Source organism: Lentzea albidocapillata (genome assembly GCF_000719115.1).
GTDB lineage: Bacteria > Actinomycetota > Actinomycetes > Mycobacteriales > Pseudonocardiaceae > Lentzea > Lentzea albidocapillata.
In genome coordinates this window covers 70,065-89,980 of sequence record NZ_JOEA01000012.1, presented here as the reverse complement: position 1 = coordinate 89,980, position 19,916 = coordinate 70,065, and the positions used below count along the sequence as shown (strand labels likewise).

Genomic DNA, 19,916 nt, shown 5'->3' with positions numbered 1-19,916 from the left:
ATCCGATCGGGCCAGCGGGGTTGTCCCGGGAGGTGAACGGGTGTGAGATCGAACACTACGACTTGACGGAGGTCGCCATGGGAAGCAAGCACTCCGACAACGGCACATCGGCAGGCGCGGTCGCTGTGGACGACCCGGCCAAGGTCCGCAACGTCGTGCTCGTGGGGCCCTCCGGGGCGGGCAAGACGACGCTCACTGAGGCCCTGCTCGCCGCCACCGGTGTCCTGACCCGCGCGGGATCGGTCACCGAGGGCACCACGGTCTGCGACCACGACCCGGCGGCCGTGCGACAACAACGATCGGTAGGCCTCGCCGTGGCTCCGATCCAGCACGGGGACATCAAGATCAACCTGATCGACACCCCCGGATACGTCGACTTCGTGGGTGAGCTCAGGGCAGGACTTCGGGCCGCGGACGCGGCCCTTTTTGTTGTCAACGCTTTCGAAGGCGTCGACGCGGCCACCATCTCGTTGTGGGAGGAGTGCGCTCTCGTCGGCATGCCTCGCGCCGTCGTCATCACACGCACCGACCACCACCGTGCGAACTTCGGCAACGAGGTCATCGAGTGCCAGGCGGCGTTCGGCCCGGGCGTCGTGCCGTTGTACATGCAGGAGGGCGACTCACTCGTCGGGCTGCTGACGTCCGGTGAGAACTACCCGGACGAGCGCGCGGCGTTGATCGAGGGAATCATCGCCGAGAGCGAGGACGAGACCCTCATGGACCGCTACCTGGCGGGCGAGGAGATCGACCAGGACACGCTGATCGCCGATCTGGAGACCGCCGTCACGCGCGGCTCGTTCCACCCCGTGATGCCCGTGTGCGCCGCAACCGGCATGGGCCTGGTGGAGCTGATGGACGGCATCGCGCGCGCCTTCCCGTCACCGCTGGAGCACGAGCTTCCGTCCGTGACGTCGGTGGACGGCATCCCGCAGCCCCGCCTGGCCGCCGACCCGGACGGGCCACTCGTCGCCGAGGTGGTCCGCACCGCAGTGGACTCCTACGTCGGCCGCGTGTCGCTGGTCCGCGTCTTCTCCGGCACCCTGCGCCCCGAACGGCCCGTGCACGTCTCCGGCCACGGCATGGCCGACCGCGGCCACGAGGACCACGACGCCGACGAACGCGTGGCCCACATCTACTCGCCGCTGGGCTCGTCGCTGCGCGAGGTCCCCTACTGCGTCGCCGGCGACCTGTGCGCGTTGACGAAACTGACCACCGCCGAGACCGGCGACACCGTGTCCGCGCCCGAACAGCCGCTGCTCATGGCGCCGTGGAACATGCCGGAACCGTTGCTGCCCATCGCTGTCGTGCCGCGCACCCGCAGCGACGAGGACAACCTGGCCCGCAACCTGAACCGCCTCGTCGCGAGCGACCCGACACTGCGCCTGGACCGCAACGCCGAGACGCACCAGATGGTCCTGTGGTGCATGGGCGAGGCGCACGCCGACGTCGTGCTGGCCCGGCTGCGGGCCGGCGGCGCGGAGATCGACACCGAACCGGTGCGCGTCGCGTTCCGTGAAACCTTTGCCGGGCCCGCGAAAGGCCACGGCCGGCACGTCAAGCAATCTGGAGGTCATGGCCAGTACGCGGTGTGCGACATCGTGGTCGAACCGCTCCCCCGCGGCACCGGCTTCGAGTTCGTGGACAAGATCGTCGGTGGCTCGGTCCCCCACCAGTTCATCCCCTCCGTCGAGAAGGGTGTGCGCGCACAGCTGGAGCGAGGCCTGCACGACGGCACCCCTGTCGTCGACGTCCGGGTGACGCTCGTGGACGGCAAGGCGCACTCTGTCGACTCGTCGGACGCGGCCTTCCAGACTGCCGGTGCGCTGGCGCTGAAGGAGGCCGCGTCCGCTGCCCGGACCCAGTTGCTGGAGCCCATGGACGAGGTCATGATCCGGCTGCCCGACGAACACCTGGGCACCGTGCTGGGCGATCTGTCCGGACGGCGCGGGCGGGTGCTCGGGACCGAGGCGGACGAGGGCGGGCGCACGGTGATCCGTGCCGAGGTGCCGTCGTCCGAGTTGCTGCGGTACGCGGTCGAACTGCGGTCGCTGACGTCCGGGACCGGCACGTTCACCCGTCACTTCTCCCGGTACGACCCGCTGCCGGAGGCGCTGGCGGCTCGCGCGGCAAGGTAGTCAGGGCGTCTGCAAGTACCACCGGCTCGAAGTCGGCGGTACTTGCAAACCCCGGTACAGCTACGTGTTCTGCGGGAACCCGAGGTTCACGCCGCCGTGCGACGGATCGAGCCAGCGCGACGTGACGACCTTCGAGCGGGTGAAGAAGTGCACGCCGTGCGGCCCGTACGCGTGTGCGTCGCCGAACAGCGATTCCTTCCAGCCACCGAACGAGTAGTAGGCCACCGGCACGGGGATCGGCACGTTCACGCCGACCATGCCGACCTCGATCTCGTTCTGGAACCGGCGGGCCGCGCCACCGTCGTTGGTGAAGATCGCGGTGCCGTTGCCGTACCGGTTGCGGTTCACCATCTCGACGGCGTCCTCGTAGGTGTCGCAGCGGACGACCGAGAGGACCGGGCCGAAGATCTCGTCGGTGTAGATCGTCATGTCCGTGCCGACGTGGTCGAAGAGCGTCGGGCCGAGCCAGAACCCGCCCTCGTCGCCGTCGATCGGGTGGTCGCGGCCGTCGACCGCGAGGACGGCGCCCTGGGAGACGCCGGCGTCCAGATAGGACGTGACCTTGTCCCGATGCACGCCGGTGACCAGCGGTCCCATCTCGCACGACGCACCGGAACCGACCTGCACGTCGGCGATCCGGGACTTGATCTTCGACACCAGTGAGTCGCCGACTTCACCGACGGCCACGACGACCGAGATCGCCATGCATCGTTCACCGGCCGAGCCGAAACCGGCGGAGACCGCGGCGTCCGCGGCCAGGTCGAGGTCGGCGTCGGGCAGGACGACCATGTGGTTCTTGGCACCACCGAGTGCCTGCACGCGCTTGCCGTGCGCGGTGCCGGTCTCGTAGACGTAGCGGGCGATCGGCGTGGAGCCGACGAACGAGATCGCCTTCACCGTCGGGTGTTCCAGGAGCCGGTCGACGGCCACCTTGTCGCCGTGCACGACGTTCAGGACGCCGTCCGGGAGCCCGGCCTCGGCGAACATCTCGGCGATGAAGATCGCCGCCGACGGGTCCTTTTCGGACGGTTTCAGCACCACCGTGTTGCCGCAAGCGATTGCGGTCGGCACGAACCACAGCGGAACCATCGCCGGGAAGTTGAACGGCGAGATCACGCCGACCACACCGACGGGTTGCTGGATCGAGTAGACGTCGACGCGGGTCGACGCGTTCTCGCTGAACCCGCCCTTCAGCAGGGTCGGGATGCCGCACGCGTACTCGACCGACTCCAGCGCCCGCTGGATCTCGCCGCCCGCGTCGGACACGACCTTGCCGTGCTCCGCCGAGACGATCTTCGCGAGGTCGCCCTTGCGGTCGTTCAGCAGCTCGCGGAACTTGAACATCACCGTCGAGCGCTGCGCCAGGGACACGTTGCGCCACGACGCAAACGCTTCCGCGGCGGCGTTGACGGCAGCGTCCACTTCGGACACTGACGCGTAGGCGACCTGCTGGGCGACCTTGCCGGTCGTCGGGTCGTAGACGTCGCCGAGCCGTTCCGGAGCGCCGTCCCAGGGCTTGCCGTTGATGCGGTGTTTGATCCACTTCTGGGTATTGATCACGCCCGCTCCACCGCCAGAGTAAGAATCCCGAGAGCCTCTTCCAACTCGTCCTCGGTCAGGGTCATCGGCGGGGCCAGGCGGATCACGTTGCCGTACAGGCCGCCCTTGCCGACGAGCAACCCGCGCGCCTTCGCCTCGCTCAGCACGGTCGCGGCGGCACCGGCGTTCGGTTCGCCCTCGGGTCCGACGAACTCGACGCCGACCATCAGGCCCTTGCCGCGCACGTCACCGATCACCGGGTGCTTCTCGGCCAGTTCGCGCAGGCCACCGAGCAGCCGTGAGCCGAGCTTGGCCGCGCTGGCCTGCAGGTCGTGGCTCAGCAGGTAGTCGACGGTGGCGAGCGCACCGGCCGTGGAGATCGGGTTGCCGCCGAACGTCGAGATCGAGTTGGCGTTGATCGTGTCCATCAGGTCGCCGCGCGCGACGACACCACCGATCGCGAGACCGTTGCCGAGGCCCTTGGCGAACGTCATCGCGTCCGGCACGACGTCGTGCGCCTGGATGCCCCAGAAGTGCTCGCCGGTGCGGCCCCAGCCGGTCTGCACCTCGTCGGAGATGAACAGGATCCCGTACTCGTCCAGCACGTCCTTGAACGCGCGGAACAGGCCGTCGGGCGGGGACGTGAAGCCGCCGACGCCCTGGATCGGCTCGGCGATCATGCACGCGACGTCGCCGGACGTGGTGGTCTCGATGATCTCGCGCAGGTCCTCGACGCAGGCCCTGATGTAGTCCTTGTCGTCCATCGCCCTGAACGGCGAGCGGTAGCGGTAACCGCCGTGCACCCAGCTGACCTTGATCGGCGACAGCGCGGACGCCGACCAGCCGCGGTTGCCCGTGATGGCGATCGTGGCGAACGCACGGCCGTGGTAGCTGTTGCGCAGTGCCAGGACCTGCTCGCTGCGGCGCGCCTGGGTGGCGAGCATCAGCGCGGTCTCGTTCGCCTCGGTGCCGGAGTTGGTGAAGAACACCTTGGCGTCCGGGATGCCGCTCAGGTCCGCGATCTTCTCGGCCAGCTCGACCTGCGACCTGATCAGGTAGAGCGTGGAGCTGTGCAGGACGCCGGTGTCGAGCTGCGACCGGATCGCGTCGCTGATCTCCGCGACGTCGTAGCCGATGGCGTTGGTCAGGATGCCGGCGAAGAAGTCCAGGTAGGTCGTGCCCTCGCGGTCGGTCACGCGGCGCCCGGAGGCGCTCGCGATCTCGATGGGCTCGTCGTAGTAGAGGGCCAGCCACTTCGGCATGACCGCGCGGTGTCGTGCCAGCAGCTCCTTGTGGGCCATCTCGTCCTCCAGGGGTCTGACGCCTGCCTCGGAGTCTGCTGGCGCGCCGGGTGCGCCGCCATGCACAACCTGTACCCGGATCGGCTGGTTGGCATTACGTTGTGTCCATGTACCCGACGGTCGCCGAAGTCGTCGCTCTGCCGGTGATCCGGCAGGGAAAGCCGCGTCTGGTGGCCGGAGCGGCGGGCCTCGGCCGTCGCGTGCGATGGGTGCATGTGGCGGAGATCGCAGACATCGCGCCGCTGCTGCGCGGCGGTGAGCTGGTGCTCACGACCGGCGTGATGCTGCCCGAGTCCGGCCTCGCCCGGTACGTCGAGGAACTGGCCGCCGTCGGCTGCGCGGGCCTCGTCGTCGAGCTGGGGCGGCGGTGGCGTGACGACGTGCCGGGCGCGCTCGTCACCGAGGCCGAACGGCACGGGTTGCCGCTGGTCACGCTCACCGAGGAGACCAAGTACGTGGCCGTGACCGAGGCCGTCGTGGGGCTGATCGTGGACGCCCAGCTGGCCGAGCTGCGGGCCGCGGAGCAGGTGCACGAGACGTTCACGGCGCTGACGGTCGCGGGCGCCGAACCCTCCGAGGTGCTGCGCGAGGTGGCGCGAACGTCCGGGCTGGCGGTCGTGCTGGAGACGCTCGGCCACGACGTGCTCGCCTACGACGCCGCCGGGCACGACCCCGTGACGCTGCTGGACGACTGGGCGGCGCGCTCGCGGGCCGTCACGGTGACCGAGCGGACCGCCTACGACACCGAGTCGGGCTGGCTGATCACGATCGTCGGGGCGCGCGGCGCGGACTGGGGCCGGCTCGTGATGGTCTCGCCCGAGCCGCCACCGCATCGGCACGTCGTGGTCGCCGAGCGCGCCGCGTCCGCGTTGGCGGTGCATCGGCTCGTGGCGCGCGACCGGGAGTCGCTGGAACGGCAGACGCACCGCACGTTGCTGGCCCAGCTGCTCGGCCAGGCACCGCAGTCACCGGACCTGGGCGCGCGGACGGCCGCGCTGGGGGTGCCGCTGGAACGGCGGCAGCTGATCGGCGTCGCGGTCCGGCCGGTGTCCGTGCTGCAGGGGCAGACGCTGGCCACCCAGGAGGTCCTGCGTGATCTCGCGGAGGCGACGGCGCTGGCGGCCCGGCGGGTCACGGTCGCGGCGCTGGTCGGCGTCGTCGACGACACCTCGGTGCGCGCACTGCTGTCGGTGCCGATGACCATTGGCGTGGAAGGGGTTCTGCGCAAGGTCGCGCGCGAGATCCACCGGACGGCGGCGTCCTCCGTGGTCATCGCCGTCGGCACGACCGTGACGTCCACAACGGACGTTCGCCGCTCGCTCGGCGAGGCCGCGCACGTGGCCGGAGCGGCGTTGCGAGCACCGGGATCCCAGCTCTACCACCGGCTCGACGACGTGCGGCTGCGCGGGCTCCTGCACCTGCTGCGCGAGGACGAACGCGTGCGGGCGTTCGCGGACCGCGAGCTCGGGCCGTTGCTGGCACGCGACTCGGCCCAGGGCTCCCGGCTCGTGGAGCTGCTGCGGTGCCTGTGCGAGAACGGCGGCAACAAGTCGGCGGCCGCGGCGGCGGCCCACCTGTCCCGGACGGCGTACTACCAGCAGCTGGGGCGGATCGAGCAGGTTCTCGGCGTCTCGCTGGAGGACCCGGAGTCCGTGCTGTCGTTGTACGTCGCCCTGCTGGTACACGAAATGGGCCCGTGAGCGCGCACGGGCCCATTCTCGACGTGTGAACTCAGCCGTTGATCGTCGGGAAGGTGCCCGAGAGAACGGTCGGGTTCGGCACGACGTTGTTGGTCGGCAGGTCGGACAGCGACGGCGACGGCAGGTTGCCGAGGCTCGCGGTGCCCGGCAGGTCCTGCGGGTCCGGCAGCCCGGCGATCTCGCCGACCTGGGCCGCGACGGGGTTGGGAACCGAGCGCTCCTGCGCGACGGCGGGCAGAGCGGGAACCGGCAGGTCGGAGGCCACGGGCGCGCCGACGTGCGGCAGCTGGACCGCGTTGGCGGCGTCGAGCGGGTTGGCGAGCTGGGTGGCGCCGGTGACCAGCTTGTCCGCGCCGACCTCGGGAACGCCGGTGTTCAGCTGCGGCAACTCGGTGGCGCTGGCCGAACCCGCGAGCAGCGGAGCGGCGCTGGCGGCGAGCAGAGCGGCGGCACGGAACAGTCCGGAACGAGACACAGTTTTCCTCAATCTGGTTTGGGGACCGATCTTCGTATTCATCGGCGCGTTTGGTTCGCGAATTGACCCGCTCGATCGGGTGTTCAGGGCTTGAACCTCACGCCCCGGGAGGTCCGACGGTCCCGGCGTGATCCGTTGGAGCAGCGGTGACCTGGCCAAAAGCGACCGTCCGCGCGCTGCACCACCACGACGAGATCGAACTGGTCGCCGCCTCCGGGCACACGCCCTCCGGTCACCGTCGGTACACATCGGACGACGTCCGCCACTTCTATCAGGTGAGATCGCTGCGTCAGCGGGCGCAGGAAGTCCGAACGGGACAGTTCTGATCGGACTTCGTCCGGGGAAAGTCCTCGCTGGGGTAGAAGTTGGTCATGCTTCCCGATGACCGACGTCTGCAAGCCGCCAACCCGACCGGCTGGTTCGAGGACCTCTACGCGGAGGCCGAAACCGGCAGGGCCTCCGTCCCGTGGGACATCCCGAACCCGCAACCGCACCTCGTCGAGTGGGCCGACGGCCTGGACGGCACCGGTCAGCGTGCATTGGTCGTGGGCTGTGGTTACGGCCGCGACTCGGAGTTCCTGGCCTCGCTGGGCTTCGAGGTGACCGCGTTCGACATCTCCCCCACCGCCGTGGCCGCAGTCCAGAAGCGCTACCCGTCGAGCCCTGTCTCCTATGTGGTCGCCGACCTGCTGGACCCGCCCGCCGAGTGGCACCGCGCGTTCGACCTCGTCGTGGAGAACATGACGGTCCAGGCACTACCCGTCGCCCTGCACGCCGAGGCGACCGGGCGGGTCTCGTCGCTGACCGGCTCGACGCTGCTGGCCCTGGCGGTGGCGCGCGACGAGGGTCCCGAACCGGACGGTCCGCCGTGGCCGCTCACGCCCGCGGAGATCGAGGCGTTCGCGGGCGACGGTCTGACGCCGCGTTCCATCAGGCGCGACAACGGCAGGTGGGTCGCGGAGTTCGTGCGGCAACTGGCCATGAACTGACCACTTATGACGGACGTCGGCCCCTTAGCGTGAATCATGCTCGTTCGTCGGCTGATCGCCCGTCTGCTCGACTGGCTCCTGGTGCTGGTCGTGGCCTGGCCGTTGGTCCACGAACCCGTGCTGGTGGTGCTCTGCGCGGCGGTGTACGACGCTCTGCTGCTCCGGCTGAACACCCTCGGCAAAGCCCTGACGGGGCTGCGGGTCGTGGGCCCCGCGTCCGGCCTGGGCCTCAGACGGGTGCTGGCACGCACGCTCGTGACGACCGCGCTGCCGGGCGTGGGCGCGGTGCTCGTGCTGACCGGTCTGGGCTGGCGGGAGCCGGCACTGATGGCGGGCCTCGGCTGGCAACAGCCGTGGGTCGTCGTCGGCGAGCACGTCGGCCCGGGGTCGGCGGGCTGGCTCTCGTCGTTGCTGCTGGTGGGCGGGTTCGTGCTGCTGGTGCTGTCCGTCGTGGAGGCGCTCGACCTCCGCGGCACGCGGACCTGGCACGACCGCAAGGCGGGCACGGCCGTGGTTCGGCTCAAAGTCGCTGCCCGATGAACCTCAACGCGTCCGGCAGCACGCGGCGCCAATAACCGACATCGTGCTCGCCGTGCTCGAACGGCACGGGCGGGTCGAGCCGCCGCACCCCAAGGCATGGGCTGAACGGGGACAGGTTCGACGGACGGCACCACGCCGTCGGGGCCCGTCCAGCCGAGCAGGCGACGGCCGCGCGGGGTCAGCGCTCCGTACGTCCCCGCTGCTCCCGCCAGGCCCGCGCCACCGAGCAGGACGGCTCGCCGAGAGATCCCCATGGCCGCCATGGAACACAATGTGCGCCGATCATGACAAGCGTGGACACTCTGACACTGCCAGACCTGCGGCGGCGGACCCAGGATTCCGGGATGGAATCCGGCCGGGTTGACGTTGTTTCAGCAGCGTAACAGGGGGTTGTCCGATGGCATTCGAGTCCTCACCGCCCCAGGTCACACGTGATGGCCGCGTCGAACTGAGCGACGTAGGTCCCATCAAGGACAGCAGGTTCTACAACCCCGAGCTCGCGCCCGTGCCCGTCGAGCAGCGGACATGGACGACGTACAACTTCTTCGCGCTGTGGATGGGCATGGCGACGAACATCCCCAGCTACCTGCTCGCCGCCGGACTCGTCGCGATCGGCATGAACTGGCTGCAGGCCTTCCTCACGATCACCCTCGGCAACATCATCGTGCTGGTCCCCATGCTGCTGAACAGTCACGCGGGCACGAAGTACGGCATTCCGTTCCCGGTGTTCGCACGAGCGTTCTACGGTATCCGCGGCGCCAACCTCGCAGCGTTGCTGCGGGCGTTCATCGCCTGCGGCTGGTTCGGCATCCAGACGTGGGTGGGTGGTCAGGCGATCCACATCATCGTCGGGAAGCTCGCGGGCACCGGATGGACCGCCGCACCGCAGGTCTTCGGCCAGCCGTGGACGCTCTGGCTGAGCTTCTTCGCGTTCTGGGCCCTGCAGATGGCGATCATCTGGCGCGGCATGGAAGCGGTGCGCGTACTCGAGAACTGGGCGGCGCCGCTCGTGGCGGCCGGCCTGGTCGCACTGACCGCCTGGGTGCTGACGCGGGCCGGCGGCCTGGGACCGATCCTCTCCGAACCGTCGAAGCTGGGGTGGGGTCTCGACTTCTGGAAGGTGTTCGCGCCCTCGTTGATGGGCATGATCGCGTTCTGGGCGACGCTGTCGCTCAACATGCCGGACTTCACCCGGTTCGGCGGCGGCCAGCGCAAGCAGGCATGGGGGCAGATCCTCGGACTGCCGACCACGATGTCGTTCATCGCACTGCTGTCGGTGCTCACGACGTCGGGCACCGTCGTGGTGTTCGGTGAGGCGATCTGGGACCCGGTCGCGCTGACCGCCAGGCTCGACAACGCCGTCGCGGTGGTCATCGGACTCGTGATGGTCATCCTCGCCACGATCTCGACCAACCTCGCGGCGAACGTCGTGAGCCCGTCCTACGACTTCTCCAACGCCGTGCCGAAACTCATCAGCTTCCGGGTCGGCGGACTGATCACCGGCGTGCTGGGCGTCGTGATCATGCCGTGGCGGCTGATCTCCGACCCGCGTGTCTACATCTTCGCGTGGCTGGGCTTCTACGGCGGTGTGCTCGCCGCGGTGGCAGGCGTTCTCGTCGCCGGGTACTGGGTCCGTTCGCGCACCCACCTCGACCTGGCCGACCTGTACGTGGAACACGGACGGTACTGGTTCAACGGCGGCTGGAACTGGCGTGCTGTCGTGGCGACTCTCGTGGGCTCGGTGCTCGCGGTGGGTGGCGCCCACAGCGGGCCGTTCCCGGCGGACGGGCTCATCCCGTTCCTCAAGCCGCTCTACGACTACAACTGGGTCGTCGGCTTCGCGGCCGGCTTCCTGGTCTTCCTCGCTCTGAAGGACAACACGGCAAAGGAGACGACCAGGTGAGCAACATCATCCGGGCGGCGCTCGTGCAGCAGAAGTGGACGGGCGACAAGGAGTCGATGATCGCGAACGCGGTCGAGCACATCCGTGCTGCCGCTTCTCAAGGCGCGCAGGTGCTGTGCCTCCAGGAGCTCTTCTACGGCCCGTACTTCTGCCAGATCCAGGACGCGGACTACTACTCCTACACCGAGTCGATCCCGGACGGCCCGACGACGGCGCTGATGCAGGAGGTGGCCGCCCAGAACAACATCGTGCTGATCGTGCCGATGTACGAGGTGGAACAGCCGGGCGTCTACTACAACACCGCGGCCGTGATCGACGCGGACGGCACGTACCTCGGCAAGTACCGCAAGAACCACATCCCGCAGGTGAAGGGGTTCTGGGAGAAGTTCTACTTCAAGCCCGGCAACCTCGGTTACCCCGTGTTCGACACGGCGGTCGGGCGGATCGGCGTCTACATCTGCTACGAACGCCACTTCCCCGAGGGCTGGCGTGCTCTCGGCCTCGCGGGCGCGAAGATCGTGTTCAACCCGTCCGCGACGTCGCGCTCGTTGAGCGAGTACCTGTGGAAGCTGGAGCAGCCCGCCGCGGCCGTCGCGAACGAGTACTTCGTCGGCGCGATCAACCGCGTGGGCGTGGAACCGTTGGGTGACAACGAGTTCTACGGCCAAACGTACTTCGTCTCGCCGCGCGGGCAGCTCGTCGGCGACGCGGCGTCCGACACCGAGGAAGAGCTCGTGGTGCGCGACCTCGACCTGGACCTGCTGACCGAGGTCCGTGACACGTGGGCGTTCTACCGCGACCGCCGTCCCGACACCTACGAGGGCCTGGTGACCCCGTGAGCACTCTGATCCGTAACGGCCTGGTCATCAACGCGACCGGCTCGCACGCCGCCGACGTGCTGATCGACGGCGAGCACATCGCCGCGCTCGTCACGACCGGATTCGAGGTGCAGGCCGACGAAGTCATCGACGCGGCGGGGAAGTACGTCATCCCCGGCGGCATCGACGCGCACACGCACATGGAGATGCCGTTCGGCGGCACCCAGTCCGCGGACACCTTCGAGACCGGCACGACCGCGGCGGCGTGGGGCGGCACCACCACGATCGTCGACTTCGCCGTGCAGCCCAAGGGAAGCAGCCTCCTGTCCACTCTGGACAGGTGGCACAGCAAGGCGGACGGCAACTGCGCGGTCGACTACGGCTTCCACATGATCATCTCCGACGTGACCGACGAGTCGCTCAAGGAGATGGACTCGTGCATCGCGGCGGGCGTGAACAGCTTCAAGATGTTCATGGCCTACCCCGGCGTCTTCTACGCGACGGACGGCGAGATCCTGCGCGCCATGCAGAAGGCGCGCGAGACCGGCGCCACGATCATGATGCACGCGGAGAACGGCATCGCGATCGACCAGCTCGTCGCGCAGGCGCTGGCCTCGGGACTGGGTGACCCGGTGCAGCACGGCCTGACCCGGCCGCCGGAGCTGGAGGGCGAGGCCACCTCACGCGCGATCCAGCTCGCGAAGGTGACCGGTTCCCCGCTGTACATCGTGCACCTGTCGGCCTCGCAGGCACTCGACGCCGTGACGGCGGCGCGGGACACGGGCCAGAACGTGTTCGCCGAGACGTGCCCGCAGTACCTGTACCTCTCGCTGGAGGACCTGGCACGGCCGGGCTTCGAAGGCGCGAAGTACGTGGCGTCGCCTCCGTTGCGGCCCAAGGAGCACCAGTCGTCGCTGTGGCGCGGGCTGCGCACCAACGACCTCTCGGTGGTGAGCACCGACCACTGCCCGTTCTGCTTCAAGGACCAGAAACAGCTGGGCGTCGGCGACTTCTCCAAGATCCCCAACGGCATGCCCGGCGTCGAACACCGCGTCGACCTGCTGCACCAGGGCGTCGTGAAGGGCGAGATCACCCGCGAACGCTGGGTCGAGATCGTCTCCACGACTCCCGCGCGCATGTTCGGCATGTACCCGCGTAAGGGCGTGATCGCACCGGGAGCCGACGCGGACGTGGTGATCTACGACCCCAAGGCCTCCCAGACGATCTCCGCCGAGACCCACCACATGGCCGTGGACTACTCGGCCTACGAGGGCTTCGAGGTCACCGGCAAGGTCGACACCGTGTTCTCCCGCGGCCGCAAGGTCATCGCGGACGGCGCGTACCACGGCTCGACGGGCCACGGCCGGTTCGTCTCCCGCGACCTCAACCAGTACCTCGTCTGAGAAAGGCGGTCACCCGTGGACTTCGGTGTAGTGCTGCAGACCGACCCGCCGGCGCGGGACGTGGTGGAAGGCCTCCGCGCGGCCGAGGACTGCGGCTTCCGCTACGGCTGGACGTTCGACTCCTGCGTGCTGTGGCAGGAACCGTTCGTCATCTACTCGCAGGTGCTGTCGGCCACCCGCGATCTCGTCATCGGCCCGATGGTCACCAACCCGTCGACCCGCGACTGGTCGGTGACCGCCTCGCTGTTCGCGACGCTGAACGACATGTTCGGCAACCGCACGGTCTGTGGCATCGGCCGCGGCGACTCGGCCCGCCGCGTGATCGGCCAGAAGCCCGCGACACTGGCGACACTGGGCGACGCGATGCACGTGATCAAGGAACTGGCGGAGGGCCGGGAAGTCGAGCACCACGGCACACCGGTGCAGATCCCGTGGGTGCGCAACGGAAAGCTCGAGATGTGGATGGCCGCGTACGGTCCGCGCGCGTTGAAGATGGTCGGCGAGCAGGCCGACGGCTTCATCCTGCAGACCGCCGACCCGGACATCGCCCGCTGGACGATCGGCTCGGTCCGCGAGGCCGCGGCGGCCGCCGGGCGTGACCCGGCGGCGATCACGATGTGCGTGGCGGCACCGGCCTACGTGGGCACGGACCTACCCCACCAGCGCGACCAGCTGCGGTGGTTCGGCGGCATGGTGGGCAACCACGTCGCGGACCTCGTCGCGCGGTACGGGGACTCGGGCGCCGTGCCCAAGGCCCTGACCGACTACATCAAGGACCGCGAGGGCTACGACTACGCCCACCACGGCAAGGCGGGCAACCGTTCCACCGACTTCGTGCCGGACGCGATCGTGGACCGCTTCTGCCTCGTCGGGCCGGAGTCGGCGCACATCGAGCGGTTGCAGGAACTCAAGGAGATCGGCGTCGACAACTTCGCGCTGTACCTGATGCACGACGAGAAGGACAAGACGCGCGACGCGTACGGATCGGCGGTCATCCCGGCGGTGTAGCGGGAATAATGGTCTTGATGCCTGACGACGCCGACCTGCCCACCCAGTCCGTGGAGAACACCGTGCACGGAGACGTGCACGGGGTGGTCCTGCAGGTCGGCGCCGTCACCGGCGACTTCCACCACCACCAGCACCCCGGTCCGGCTCGGGCCACCCTGCCGCTGCGGTGCGGCCTGGTGCCTCCGCGCGCGGCCGCGTTCCAGGAACGGTCCGTCGACCTCGACGCTCCGGTGACGGTGCTGTCCGGACTGCCGGGGGTGGGCAAGAGCCAGCTGGCCGCGGGCCACGCCGAACGGCAGTGGGCCGCCGGTGAGGTCGACCTGCTGGTGTGGATTACGGCGACCTCGCGCGAGGCGATCGTCTCCGGCTACGCCGATGTGGCCACGAAACTCCTCGGCGTCGAGGATCCGGAACGGGGCGCACGCACGTTCCTGGAGTGGCTGGCGGGCACGCACGAACCGTGGCTCGTGGTGCTGGACGACCTGCGGACGCCCGCCGATCTCGACGGGCTGTGGCCGCCGGACGGTGGCCAGGTGGTCGTGACGACGCTGCGCCGGGACGCCGTCCTGCGCGGGCACCAGCGGCGGCTGGTCTCCGTCGAGGCGTTCACCGAGGCCGAGGGGATCGCCTACTTGCGAACGGCGCTGGCCGACCAGCCCGCGTTGCTCGACGACGACGGGCTGGTGCGCGAGCTCGGCGGGCTGCCGGTGGCGCTGGCCCAGGCCGCGGCGAACATGCTGGACAACCACCTGTCGTGCGCGCAGTACCGCGCTCTGCTGCCGGAGCGGCTCGACCCCACCGCGGCGACCTGGTCGCTGGCGGTCGAGCAGGCCGACCGGCTCGCGCGGACCGGGGTGGTGCGGCCGCTGCTCGACGTCGCGAGCGTGCTGGAGCCCAACGGGATTCCGGTGGCGGTCTTCACGACGCGGACGATGCTCGACTTCCTCGGCGTGGACGAGGCCGATGCACGGGACGGGCTCGGGTGCCTGCACCGGTTGAGTCTGGTCGCCTTCAGCGAGGGGTCACGCGAGGTGCGGGTGCATTCGCTCGTGCAGCGCGCCACCCGCGCGGCGTGGTCCGACGAACGGGCCGGAGTCGTGGTCAAAGCCGCCGCGGACGCGCTGGAGGAGGTGTGGCCGGACGTCGTGACGGATCCGTTGCTGGGACAGGTGTTGCGGGCAAACGCCCAGGCGCTCGCCGACGCCGGTGGCGTTCACCTGTGGTGTCCCGGAGGTCATTTCCTGCTGTTCCGCGCGGGCAGGAGCCTCGGCGAGGCCGGCTACCACGCGGACGCCGTCCGCCACTTCGACGATCTGCAGGCCACCGCGACCAGGCAGCTGGGTCCCGATCACCTCGACACCCTGCTCTGCCGATTCAACGCCGCCGGCTGGCGTGGCAGCGGAGGCGACGCGGCCGCAGCGGTCGAGGGGTTCCGGGCCCTGCTCGTCGACGTGACGCGGCTCTTCGGGCCGGACCACGTCGAGACGCTGAGAGTCCGCAACAACCACGCATACTGGCTCGGTATCTCGGGCGACAGGGCCGGAGCGGCCACAGCGTTCAGGGACCTTTTCTTCGACCAGATGCGGGTGCTCGGCCCGGATCATCCCAGCACGTTGACCACCCGCCACAACCTCGCGTTCGCGCAGGCGAAAACAGGGAGCCACGACCGCGCGGTGGAGTCGTTCGAGGCATTGGTGCGGGACCTGGAGCGCATCGTGGGCCCGGATGATCCCAGTGCTCTGGAGGCACGCTCCGGTCTCGCCGCCGTCCTGGCCGAGGCCGGCGAAGCAGACGACGCGGCCGACGAGCTGGAAGACCTGCTGGAGGACCAGATCCGGGTGCTGGGCGCGGACCACCCGCGCACGCTGTGGACCCGGTGGAGCCTCGCCCAGTGGCGGGCGCTGACCGGTGATCCGGCCGGCGCGGTGGAGGAGTTCGAGGTGCTGGTCGAGGATCAGATCAGGGTGCTCGGCGAGCTCCACCCCGACGTCCGCGCGACCCGCGAGAAGCTGGAGCACTGGCGCGGCGTCAGCGAACCGGACGAGCCCGGCCGTCCCAGTCCTTCGTGAGCTCGGGCAGCAGTTCGGCCAGCTGCACCGGATACACGGTGTCCTCTGTGGACTCCAGCTCCTCGGCACTCCACCAGCGGTAGCCGGAGATGCTGGTCTCCTCGACGTCGTTGAAGCCCGAGGTGTCGATCGTCAGGTCGCCGTCGACGGAGGCGTGGAAGAACCACTCCTCGGCGTCGAACGTCTCGCCGTCGAAGCTGAACACCGCACGACGGCGCCAGATCGGGCCGGTCAGCTGCTCCGGCGCGAGCTTGAGACCCGTCTCCTCGAACGCCTCGCGCACGGCCGTGTCCCGCAGTTCCTCGCCCTCCTCGACGCCACCTCCGACGGTGAACCAGAAGAGTTCCTGAGGGCGGGCGGGATCGAAGCCCTGGAAGAGCAGCACGCGGCCCTGGACGTCCGTGAGAAGCACGCGCGCGGACGGCCGGGGCGTGAGCAGCACGGCGTCCGACGGGGAGGCCGGCTCGGCGATCTCGAAGTACGACGGGTGCGGCGCCGTGCCGGCCAGGCGCAGCCAGCGGACGACGCGGCGGCGGCGTAGCAACAACGCGTCGCGCACGGCGTCGTTGTGCACGCGGCGGGCAAGCATGACGCGTTCCTCGGCGTCGGACAGTTCGGCGGCCAGCGCGGTGGGCAGAGCGGACCGGTCCAGGGCGCCCAGCAGCGCGGAGAGTTCGTTCTCGAAGAGTTCGCGGTCGGCGCGCGAGGCGGCCTCGGCCTTGGACGCGGCGGCGGAGAGTTCGGGGTCCAGCAGCGCGCGGACCACGACGGCCCGGCGGGCCAGGGCGGCGTCGACGGCGGCCCAGGCGGCGTCGGTGCGGACGTGCAGGCGGTCCAGGCGGTTCGCGATCGAGAGAACCCAGGCGGCGAGCAGCAAAGCCAGGACGACGACGACCAGTGCGGTGGTCATGCCTCGCTCACCCGGCGCGGATCGGCGGCGATGGCCGTCTCGTACACGCGCAGCACCTGCGAGGCCACGACGGACCAGTCGAAGGCCTGCACCCGTTGGGAGGCAACGGCGACGTACTCGGCGCGCAGTGCCGAGTCCCGCAGCACCGGGCGCAGCGCGTCGGCCAGTGCCCGCGCGTCGCCCACCGGGAACAGCACGCCCGCCTTGCCGTCCTCCAGCACGCGCCGGAACGCGTCGAGGTCCGAGGCCACGACCGCGGTACCGGCCGACATGGCCTCGGTCAGGATGATGCCGAACGACTCGCCGCCCGTGTTCGGCGCGACGTAGACGTCCACCGAACGCAGCATCCGGGCCTTGTCCTCGTCGCTGACCTGGCCCAGCAGGTCGACGCGGTCGGAGAAGGGGCCGTCGAACGGGTTGTCGCCGCGGCCCACGACGAGCAGGCGCAGGTCCGGGAACTCGTCGGCGATCAGGCCGAACGCCTCCCACAGCACCGGCATGCCCTTGCGCGGTTCGTCGTAGCGGCCCACGAAGCCGAGCGTGCCACCGGCGCGCGGATAGCCGTCCAAAGTGGACGCGGAAGCGAAGAAGTCGACGTCGACGCCGTTCGGGATCTCCACCGCGTCACCGCCGAGGTGCTCGACCTGGACGCGGCGGGCCAGCGACGAGACGGCGATGCGGGCGGTGACCTTCTCCAGGAACGGCTGCAGCACGCCCTGGAACGCCGACAGCATCTTGGAGCGCGGCGTCGAGGTGTGGAAGGTGGCGACGATCGGGCCGTCCGCGACCACCAGCGCCAGGAACGACAACGATGGCGCAGTGGGCTCGTGCAGGTGCAGGACGTCGAACTGGTGCTCGTCGATCCAGCGGCGGACCCGCGTATACGAGACGGGACCGAAGCTGAGACGTGCCACGGAACCGTTGTACGGGATGGCGACCGCGCGGCCCGCGGACGTGACGAACGACGGCAGCGCCTGGTCGTCGTCGGCGGGCGCGAGGACGTTCACCTCGTGGCCAAGTCCGATCAGGGCGCGCGCGAGGTCGACGACGTGGGCCTGTACTCCCCCGGGCACGTCCAAGGAGTACGGGCAGACGATGCCGACCTTCACCGCGAAAGCCTCCGGGAAAGGGCGGCGCGACGCTTCTCGGGCAGGTCGGCGAGCCAGAGCTGCTGCAGCATGTGCCAGTCGGCCGGGTGCGCGGCGATGTCGGCGGCGAACACGTCCGCGACGGCCTGCGTGGCGGTCTGGACGTTGCTCACCTTGATCGGCGGGTGGATGCGGAAGTGCCAGCCGTCCTCGGTGAACCAGCAGCCGACCGGCAGCAGCGCGGCGCCCGTCGTCGACGCCAGGTGTGCCGGGCCCGCGGGCATCAGGGTCTGCTCGCCGAAGAACGTCACGGGCACGCCGGACGACGTCAGGTCGCGGTCCGCCAGCAGGCACACGACCTTGTTGGCGCGCAGGCGTTCGGCCAGCACCGTCGCAGGTGGACGGTCGCCGCCGTTGAGCGGCAGCACCTCGAAGCCCAGCGTCTCGCGGAACTCCACGAACTTGCGGTACAGCGACTCGGGCTTGAGCCGCTCGGCCACCGTCGTGAACGTGCCGGAGTGGCCGACGAGCCAGACGCCCGCCATGTCCCAGTTGCCGCTGTGCGGCAGGGCGGCGATCGCACCGGTGCCGTTCGCCAGCGCCGCGTCGAGGTTCTCCTGGCCGGACACCTGGAACCTGTGCTTCTCGTGGGCGGCGCGCAGGTCCATCGACGGCAGCCGGAACGCCTCGCACCAGTAGCGTGCGTACGACCGCAGCGAGTCGCGCACCAGGTCGTCGAGTTCGTCCTCGCCCGCCTGCGGCACGACCCGGCTCAGGTTCCGGCGCAACTGGTCGATGCTCGGGCCGCCGCGCTTCACCGCGTAGTCGGCACCCGCGCGGAACAACCCGCGCGCCCACGACTCCGGCAGCAGGCGGATCAGCCGCCACCCGGCGCTGTATCCAAGGGTCGCGAGGTTCACGCGGCCTCCCGCGCCGACTTCGCGACCGCGAAGATCCGCTGCAGCACCGTCGCGACCGTCATCGCCGCGAGCAGCCACAGCGAGATGGCCATCAGGTGTGGCACTCCCAGCCCCTGCACCCCGGCACCGATCAACGCGATGATGAACCGCTCGGCCCGCTCGGCCAGCCCGCCGTCGGCGGAAAGCCCGGTCGCGTCGGCACGTGCCTTGACGTAGGAGATGACCTGCGAGGCCACCAGGCAGATGAACCCGGCCGCGGCCGTCCACCGGTCGCCGGTGTCGAACGCGTACCAGGTGAGCGCCGCGAACAACGCCCCGTCCGCGATGCGGTCACAGGTGGCGTCGAGCACGGCACCGAACTTGGTCGGCCCCTGGGCGCGGGCCATGGCGCCGTCGATCAGGTCGAGCAGCACGAAGAACGTCACCAGCGCGCAGCCCAGGAACAGCTGCCCGCGGGGAATGAACCACAGTGCACTCGCGACGGCACCGATCGTGCCGGCCACGGTCACGGCGTTGGGCGTGAGGCCACGCGCCAGCAGCCACGCCCCGACCGGATCGGTGACGCGCGAGACGGACGCGCGAGCGAAGATGTTCAGCATGGCAGGTCGCAGCCTAGCTGGACTGGTGAAACACACCCATCGCGCCCCTTGCCTGATCGCACGCGGGGAGCTTTCGTGCGGTCGGGGGTTTACCTCGTTAGTTGACCTCTCAGTCGCGCAGTGGGACAGCACAGACGACCTCATCAAGCGGCGAGCGATGCTGATTGACGCGATCGGCCGTTGGAAGGATGGCCCCACCTCATAAGACGGAGCCGAGGAAGCCCCTCGCCGCGTGAAGCACGAACAACGCCCGTCCCTGACACTGTTCCGTGGGCCGATGGCCGCAGCAGCAACGCTCTTGCATGCGAACGAGCGCCCGCACCGGACTTCCGGGGCGGGCGCCATTTCATGAGACGTACCTTCTATGTGAGCCTGTAGTTGTTGTACGACCCGTGCAACTGAGGCGACGTGACGCCCGCCATATCTCAACCCTCTGAACTTCCTGCACTCCGCACTGGTTTTGCATCGATGCGAAGTTTCCGTTAGCGCAATTGAGTGAACCGCATCTGGTTGTTAACC

Annotated in this window: 17 protein-coding genes; 10 read left to right on the top strand and 7 right to left on the bottom strand. The window is 69.6% G+C overall.

The features are described 5' to 3' along the window. Positions 1–77: 77 nt before the first annotated feature. Positions 78–2,135 carry an elongation factor G-like protein EF-G2 gene (locus tag IG04_RS0119275; RefSeq protein WP_030478056.1) on the top strand — a complete coding sequence of 686 codons (2,058 nt, stop codon included), beginning with the start codon at positions 78–80 and terminating at the stop codon, positions 2,133–2,135. Between the two features lie 60 nt (positions 2,136–2,195). Here the strand turns inward: IG04_RS0119275 and IG04_RS0119270 are convergent, their stop codons facing one another. Continuing rightward, positions 2,196–3,695 carry a CoA-acylating methylmalonate-semialdehyde dehydrogenase gene (locus tag IG04_RS0119270; RefSeq protein ID WP_245816684.1) on the bottom strand — a complete coding sequence of 500 codons (1,500 nt, stop codon included), beginning with the start codon at positions 3,693–3,695 and terminating at the stop codon, positions 2,196–2,198. Then, entirely contained in the window at positions 3,692–4,975 is a 1,284-nt protein-coding gene (locus IG04_RS0119265) for an aspartate aminotransferase family protein (RefSeq protein WP_030478054.1), read from the bottom strand. The genes IG04_RS0119270 and IG04_RS0119265 overlap by 4 nt, the downstream gene beginning before the upstream one ends. A 107-nt stretch (positions 4,976–5,082) precedes the next feature. Here IG04_RS0119265 and IG04_RS0119260 point away from each other — a divergent pair, with 107 nt between their 5' ends. Then, entirely contained in the window at positions 5,083–6,675 is a 1,593-nt protein-coding gene (locus tag IG04_RS0119260) for a PucR family transcriptional regulator (RefSeq protein ID WP_030478053.1), read from the top strand. A gap of 31 nt (positions 6,676–6,706) precedes the next feature. Here the strand turns inward: IG04_RS0119260 and IG04_RS0119255 are convergent, their stop codons facing one another. Beyond that, the gene (locus IG04_RS0119255; protein WP_030478052.1) at positions 6,707–7,150 is read right to left on the bottom strand and encodes a hypothetical protein; all 444 of its coding nucleotides are present in this window, start codon (positions 7,148–7,150) and stop codon (positions 6,707–6,709) included. Positions 7,151–7,296: 146 nt separating this feature from the next. On the opposite strand from IG04_RS0119255, the gene IG04_RS0119250 reads away from it, so the two are divergent. The 8 genes from IG04_RS0119250 to IG04_RS0119215 all read left to right on the top strand — a co-directional run bounded on the left by IG04_RS0119250 (position 7,297) and on the right by IG04_RS0119215 (position 15,880). Further along, entirely contained in the window at positions 7,297–7,476 is a 180-nt protein-coding gene (locus IG04_RS0119250; protein ID WP_030478051.1) for a MerR family transcriptional regulator, read from the top strand. A 45-nt stretch (positions 7,477–7,521) separates the two neighbouring features. Further along, the gene (locus tag IG04_RS0119245) at positions 7,522–8,139 is read left to right on the top strand and encodes a class I SAM-dependent methyltransferase (protein ID WP_030478050.1); all 618 of its coding nucleotides are present in this window, start codon (positions 7,522–7,524) and stop codon (positions 8,137–8,139) included. Positions 8,140–8,175: 36 nt separating this feature from the next. Then, complete coding sequence (locus IG04_RS0119240; protein WP_030478049.1) at positions 8,176–8,679, top strand: RDD family protein; 504 nt, start codon at positions 8,176–8,178, stop codon at positions 8,677–8,679. A gap of 397 nt (positions 8,680–9,076) precedes the next feature. After that, positions 9,077–10,582, top strand: a complete 1,506-nt coding sequence (locus IG04_RS0119235; RefSeq protein WP_036015174.1) for an NCS1 family nucleobase:cation symporter-1 — start codon at positions 9,077–9,079, stop codon at positions 10,580–10,582. Beyond that, complete coding sequence (locus tag IG04_RS0119230) at positions 10,579–11,421, top strand: nitrilase-related carbon-nitrogen hydrolase (RefSeq protein WP_030478047.1); 843 nt, start codon at positions 10,579–10,581, stop codon at positions 11,419–11,421. Before IG04_RS0119235 ends, IG04_RS0119230 begins: the two co-directional genes overlap by 4 nt. Further along, positions 11,418–12,803 carry a dihydropyrimidinase gene (gene hydA / locus IG04_RS0119225; protein ID WP_030478046.1) on the top strand — a complete coding sequence of 462 codons (1,386 nt, stop codon included), beginning with the start codon at positions 11,418–11,420 and terminating at the stop codon, positions 12,801–12,803. The genes IG04_RS0119230 and hydA overlap by 4 nt, the downstream gene beginning before the upstream one ends. Positions 12,804–12,818: 15 nt before the next feature. Beyond that, entirely contained in the window at positions 12,819–13,811 is a 993-nt protein-coding gene (locus IG04_RS0119220; protein ID WP_030478045.1) for a TIGR03842 family LLM class F420-dependent oxidoreductase, read from the top strand. 17 nt (positions 13,812–13,828) lie between these two features. Next, on the top strand, positions 13,829–15,880 hold the full coding sequence (locus IG04_RS0119215; protein WP_144065674.1) for a tetratricopeptide repeat protein: 2,052 nt from the start codon (positions 13,829–13,831) through the stop codon (positions 15,878–15,880). Here the strand turns inward: IG04_RS0119215 and IG04_RS0119210 are convergent. From IG04_RS0119210 to pgsA, 4 genes are read right to left on the bottom strand one after another with little or no spacing between them, the layout of a single operon-like run. Further along, positions 15,840–16,790, bottom strand: a complete 951-nt coding sequence (locus tag IG04_RS0119210) for an NUDIX hydrolase (RefSeq protein ID WP_030478043.1) — start codon at positions 16,788–16,790, stop codon at positions 15,840–15,842. The genes IG04_RS0119215 and IG04_RS0119210 overlap by 41 nt on opposite strands. Then, the gene (locus IG04_RS0119205) at positions 16,787–17,899 is read right to left on the bottom strand and encodes a glycosyltransferase family 4 protein (protein WP_030478042.1); all 1,113 of its coding nucleotides are present in this window, start codon (positions 17,897–17,899) and stop codon (positions 16,787–16,789) included. The genes IG04_RS0119210 and IG04_RS0119205 overlap by 4 nt, the downstream gene beginning before the upstream one ends. Beyond that, positions 17,896–18,798 (bottom strand): phosphatidylinositol mannoside acyltransferase, encoded by a 903-nt coding sequence (locus IG04_RS0119200; RefSeq protein ID WP_030478041.1) that lies wholly within the window; start codon positions 18,796–18,798, stop codon positions 17,896–17,898. The genes IG04_RS0119205 and IG04_RS0119200 overlap by 4 nt, the downstream gene beginning before the upstream one ends. Then, entirely contained in the window at positions 18,795–19,397 is a 603-nt protein-coding gene (gene pgsA / locus IG04_RS0119195) for a phosphatidylinositol phosphate synthase (protein WP_030478040.1), read from the bottom strand. Before pgsA ends, IG04_RS0119200 begins: the two co-directional genes overlap by 4 nt. Between the last annotated feature and the right edge of the window lie 519 nt (positions 19,398–19,916).